The organism is Desulfovulcanus sp., assembly GCF_982781345.1.
Genome location: NZ_CEYAEZ010000092.1, coordinates 1 through 5,226, shown reverse-complemented (window position 1 = coordinate 5,226; position 5,226 = coordinate 1). Strand labels below are relative to the sequence as shown.

The 5,226-nt window shown below is 43.9% G+C and carries 6 protein-coding genes; 2 read left to right on the top strand and 4 right to left on the bottom strand.

The window, feature by feature from the left end; genetic code table 11:
- Positions 1-40: 40 nt before the first annotated feature.
- The 4 genes from AC3WVG_RS11015 to AC3WVG_RS11000 form a co-directional block, all read right to left on the bottom strand.
- On the bottom strand, positions 41-613 hold the full coding sequence (locus AC3WVG_RS11015) for a hypothetical protein (RefSeq protein ID WP_488798166.1): 573 nt from the start codon (positions 611-613) through the stop codon (positions 41-43).
- Between the two features lie 75 nt (positions 614-688).
- The gene (locus AC3WVG_RS11010) at positions 689-1,936 is read right to left on the bottom strand and encodes an SPFH domain-containing protein (RefSeq protein WP_488798165.1); all 1,248 of its coding nucleotides are present in this window, start codon (positions 1,934-1,936) and stop codon (positions 689-691) included.
- Positions 1,937-1,986: 50 nt separating this feature from the next.
- Complete coding sequence (locus tag AC3WVG_RS11005; RefSeq protein ID WP_488798164.1) at positions 1,987-3,249, bottom strand: hypothetical protein; 1,263 nt, start codon at positions 3,247-3,249, stop codon at positions 1,987-1,989.
- A gap of 40 nt (positions 3,250-3,289) precedes the next feature.
- Positions 3,290-3,568 (bottom strand): hypothetical protein, encoded by a 279-nt coding sequence (locus AC3WVG_RS11000; protein ID WP_488798163.1) that lies wholly within the window; start codon positions 3,566-3,568, stop codon positions 3,290-3,292.
- Positions 3,569-3,844: 276 nt separating this feature from the next.
- On the opposite strand from AC3WVG_RS11000, the gene AC3WVG_RS10995 reads away from it, so the two are divergent.
- Entirely contained in the window at positions 3,845-4,465 is a 621-nt protein-coding gene (locus AC3WVG_RS10995) for a hypothetical protein (protein WP_488798162.1), read from the top strand.
- 163 nt (positions 4,466-4,628) lie between these two features.
- Positions 4,629-5,226: tyrosine-type recombinase/integrase (locus AC3WVG_RS10990; RefSeq protein WP_488798161.1), on the top strand; the 598-nt coding region annotated here is incomplete at its 3' end.

Below are 5,226 nucleotides of genomic sequence, written 5' to 3'. Positions count from 1 at the left end.
TTTAAATTTCAGTTAATCCAAGTCTAATTGCAACTTAACTTTATCCCAAAGGCTGGCCCGAATCTCCCAGATGCAACCCTCCCTGCAGCAGCATATTATTAATATCTGCCACAGTGATTTCATCATTATCGGCTGTGTGCTGGGACAAATCCATACCAGCATGCCGCGCCTCAGCCGCATGTTCACTGGCCCGTCGCTCAGCAGCCGAACCGACAAACAACGTCACCCACTGGCTGATCGGAGTATCATTAGTCACCTTATTCACAATGTCAAGATAACCTTCCAAGAACAGCCGCTTCATAACTGACTCGGCCATTTCCGTGGAAATGTCAAACTCCGACACCAGAAAGGTAGCCAGGATGTATCCATTGGTCTTGGCAGCCAACTGAGCTACCATGCGATCTGAAGGCGGTTGGTTGGTATAAAGCCAGACCAACACGCTGGGGATGAGTAATAACAAGCTCACATAAATTGCAGGACCGCCTGTCAGTGGAATCGGAAAAGGATAAGCCACATCCAATAAATTCAAAGCAGCAAATCCTCCCACGATATAAGCCCACATGCGCAGCTTGCGCTTGCGCTTGCGGTATTCTTTGAAATTAAATCTTTCCATACTCACCTCGCAAGTTTATCAGAATTTAAAAAAGGCAGGCTGGATATTTTCAGCCTATCAGCCTGCCCTATTCGGTTATTTATTATTTTTTCCTCCGGCCTCAAGCATACGACGCTTCATTACGTCGTAATTTAAGATGCCCATGCCGGTCTGGGCGGCATCTCCTGACGGCTGGATCCAATCCGGGTAGATGACTCCATTCTTGGAAATCACTTCTGCCCGGGCCATATGACCGGCAAGCCACAATTTTAAACGAATTTCCATGTTGCTGTCGGCGCGCTGCAAAGCCTTTTTATAGGCTGCCTCGCCTTCACCAACAAGGATGTCGGCGTCGCGCTGGTATTCGGCGGCCTTTTTCATGATGGCGGCAACTTCCTTACGTGCTTCGGCCATAATGCGACTGGTATCTGCGGCGATTTCCGCAGAGATAATATCAACCACATTTTCTACTTTCTGTTCATATTCGGAAACAACGACGTCGCGCTGCCCCTCGGCAATAGCTGCTTCTTCTTCCGCCCTTCTTAACTCAGCTTCGGCCTGACTGGCTACCAGTCCCATAAGGTTATGGAGCTTGCCGGCTATTTGATCCTTAATCCGCTTATGATAATCCGGATCTTGAATCACGAATTGCGTGAACTCAACGTCAAAGCCTTCAAGAGCATATTCTTTGCGCATAATCTCCCCGGTTTTGGGATCTCTACGCAGTTTGGATCGACGCACTTCTCTGATTTCACCGGAAGGGAGTTTTACTTTCTCCGTATAAGTCTCTACCAAATAAACGCCGTGGTTTAATTGATCAAGAGCCCATTCGGTGAATTGGGCTTTATTGGTGGTATAAGATTCCTCTGCCGACATCAGCGTAGCAGTTAAGGTAAGGGCCTCTGTCACCAGTGCCCGTATGGCCCGGTCGCGGAAATTATTCTGGTTTCGGTACTGGACGTGGAGTTTAATGAACTTATCCTTATCCTTCCCGATAATATACCGGACTGATCCGGAAATTTTAGCGGTCCCACCGTCGTTATACCGGACCTGGACGCTCTGGTCCCGGTCCTCGCCCTCGGTTGGGTCGACGCTAAACCAATAGGTTGCGCTTTTGTCCCAATCAAAGGTTCGGTTAAACCATTTGAAGTAACGGCCCGGTTCCATAATTGCTTCGTAAGAACCACTACCGGAAAGGGGTTCTATAATTACATAACGGCCTGCCTCGTTGTTGTTGACCACTATAGAGTAGCCAATCAACATCAAGATAACCAAAGACATTAAAAGGACCCATAATTTATTCGGAGCCTTTTTGCCCACATTTTGCTCATCGTTAAATTTCATCAGATTTACTCCTGTTTTTTATTTTACTTGATTTCATTAACTCACCGAAATTAAAACGTAAGTTTCAGCCCCAGTTCCTGACGAAGCATCTTGTCGATTTGAAACAGTGCTTCCACACCGGGCGGTAAGGATGAAGAAGAGCGGTAAGATTCAATTGTGGTCACGCTCGGCACCAGCTTCGCTGTAGAAAACGCATTTTTATACGCCGCCCAAGCCTCGCGGTAATACTTTTCTTTCATACCCAAAGCGCCATCTGCTAAAAGGGCTAAACGCCGGGCTTCAGCTTCACCTTTACCTTGAGCGATCAACTGCAACTTGCGGTTATAGGCGGCCTGCTTATTCTCCTTGGCCACCGTAAGATTCTTCTTGGCCTCGATCAGCATTTGTTCTTTTTTCTTCATATAATCGAGTACCACTTTCTCTTTTTCGCGCAACTTATTATATCGAGCTTCAGCCACCTTTTTCTTACCGTTGCTTTCGGCGGTTTTTCTTTCCTGTAAAGCTTTTTCCGCACGGGCCTTAACTTTGATCACCTCTGTTAAAAACTCGCGCTTTTTTCCGATAAGGGAATCCAACCCGTCAAGGTATACGATGTCTTCTATAATAAATTGCTGCAAAGCAATATTATAGTTCTTCAACACCGTTTCCTTGCGAACCGGAACGCCTAAGCTGTCGCGTTTTATATCCACATATTCTTCCGGTACTAACTTCTCTGGATTTTCATCTGAAGGCACTTTGCGGATCTTTTTTTCCACAATATAGATGCCGTTCATTACTTGATCACCGGCCCAATCGGAAAATTGGGAACGCAGCGAAGAATAACTTTCTTCCGAAGACATAAGCGCAGCCGTCATTACCACGGCCTCTTTTACGATTTGTGAATACAGCTCTTTCATCAAACCTTCCTGGTTGTCAAAAATGAGCTTAATACGTGCCATATCATCATCATTGCGCGGCAAAACAAATCTGGCATCGCCATAAACCTTGGCGCGACCGCCATCGTTGAAACGCACTACAATCGGCGGGCCGGAAACATTTTCCGCGTCCGGTTTGTCACTAAACTTGTAACTGGATGCGGCTTTAAAATCCGTCAAATCCGCTAAGCCCTGGAAATAAAAACCAGGCTCAAACCGGGTTGACAGGTTCCCTCCCCAATAACTCTGACGCACCTGGTAAATACCGGAACTGTTCCGTTCAAACAAGCGCCCCATATTTACCAATACAATAAAGAAAAAAATGATAACAATTCCCCACGAAAAAGCTTTTCCCGGGGAAACGCGACCATCAGTCATGATGAAATCTTCAATCCGCATAGCAGATCTCCTTTTTTGGTTTAACTTCTGTTAATTTAAGCTACAAAACCTCAGATTCAGAGGATGAAGCCTCGAACTTCTCTTTTAAGCCGAGATAAAGCTCTTTGGCGTCGGCATAATCACCATCTGTCAAACGCCTAACAATCAGGCGAGTGAAGTTGGTATCATTTGCCCGGAAAAGATAAGCCATCATGGCTTGGGTAATGCCGGCAATTATAAAATTGCGCAAAACTACCAGAACGGCAATAAACCCACCCCAACCAATGATTGTGGTTAAAATACCAACGATCATCTGATTGGCAGTTAATGCTTGTTCCATACAAACCTCCTTAATTTAAGTAAATATAGATTATGGATTAGTTAATTACATCTTTTAACCTTGTACAAATGTCACTTTTTCAATGAACACAACTTTTCAATTTATTTTTGTTTTATGTTGCACCTTAGCACAAAACAATATTTTTGTCAACCCCAAAAACCTTCAATAATTTCACTTAAAACATCTAGTAAATTGACAAAATATGAACAATTTGTTATTCTAATAAATTAATTTTGGCCTTTAAAAACGATAAATTCTAAACAAAAGGAGTGTTTTATGCGAAGAACCATCAATATGCTTTTGAGTCTGCTACTTATCTTTTCCGTCGCAATAGCCCAGGATAATACCTTTGACCTGCGGCCAGTGGAAGTCAATTCAAATGGCGAAATCACCTACCAAAATTTCATTTATGCCCGAACATTTGCCGACGGCAAATTCATGGCCGAAAGCTGGTACGCACACCTACCCAAATACAACGAATACTCAGTAGGGATTGGTTACAACATCGCCAACTGGGGAGATTATGCCGTTTATAGCCTGGCACATTACACCATCGCCACGGACGACAACTATGTCCTGCCCGGAATCTTTATCCTAGACATTAACGGAAAATGGACCGGGTCGCTCTGGGGTGTGTACTACTATCCTTTAAGTAATGCAGGTGTTGATCAAATTTTGATTGACCCGGCAGAAATTCAGTACAACTTAACTGGTCCCATGTCCCTGGGAGCTAGCGGGTATTTTTGGAAAGTACAAGATGCTGACTGGGTCTATAAAGTCGGCCCCAAAGTAAGTCTGGCGGATAAATACGGCGCCACAGAAATCCGTGCCACCAAGTGGAATGAAGCCGGCGGAGGCGGTTGGGAGTACCAATTACGACGCATTATCGTATTCTGAACTCACGAGCCACTGACAACAATGCCAGTGGCTTTTTCATTTGCCTTTTATTTGTAAGTGTCGTAAAATGAGAAAGGCAACAACCAACTATCAAATAGAATTAATAATCTTAACTTTTAATCTGTATTTTTGAATTTTGACTTTTGCCTTCTAAATATTTTTTATGTCTTCTCCTCTGCAAAAATACGACTTAAACTCATACGGAAAGCTCGGCGCTCTGGCTGAGGATTTTTTGGTTTACTTAGAAATTGAAAAAGGCAGAAGCCTGAAAACCGTTAGAAATTACGGGGCTTACTTAAAAAGATTTTTTGACTGGCTAGGCGAAGGAAAACTCTCTCCTAATTCAATCACTTTACAAAAGATAAAAGCTTTCAGGCTTTGGCTCAACCGTCAAGAAACCGGCCGGCAGGGCGGAACTCTAAAAAAGAGCACGCAGAATTATCATTTAATAGCCCTGCGCGCTTTTTTAAAATACTTAGCCAAAAACGACATCCCCTGCCTAGCAGCAGAAAAAATAGAACTGGCTAAAGTGGGCGAAAGACAGGTAGATTTTATAGAAGGCGACGATCTAGAACGGCTGTTAGAAGCACCTCTTAAAGCTAAAAACCCGGAAATAATAAAACTTAGAGACAAAGCAATTTTAGAACTTTTCTTTTCCACCGGTCTTAGGGTTTCAGAACTGACCTCACTTGAAAGAAACACTATTAACCTTAAAAAAGACGAATTTACCATCCGCGGCAAGGGTGATAAACTGCGCACTG

What these genes read in the sequence shown, in the direction of transcription:
- AC3WVG_RS11015 (WP_488798166.1), bottom strand. Translation starts at nt 613, where the DNA reads ATGGAAAGATTTAATTTCAAAGAATACCGCAAGCGCAAGCGCAAGCTG.
- AC3WVG_RS11010 (WP_488798165.1), bottom strand. Translation starts at nt 1,936, where the DNA reads ATGAAATTTAACGATGAGCAAAATGTGGGCAAAAAGGCTCCGAATAAA.
- AC3WVG_RS11005 (WP_488798164.1), bottom strand. Translation starts at nt 3,249, where the DNA reads ATGCGGATTGAAGATTTCATCATGACTGATGGTCGCGTTTCCCCGGGA.
- AC3WVG_RS11000 (WP_488798163.1), bottom strand. Translation starts at nt 3,568, where the DNA reads ATGGAACAAGCATTAACTGCCAATCAGATGATCGTTGGTATTTTAACC.
- AC3WVG_RS10995 (WP_488798162.1), top strand. Translation starts at nt 3,845, where the DNA reads ATGCGAAGAACCATCAATATGCTTTTGAGTCTGCTACTTATCTTTTCC.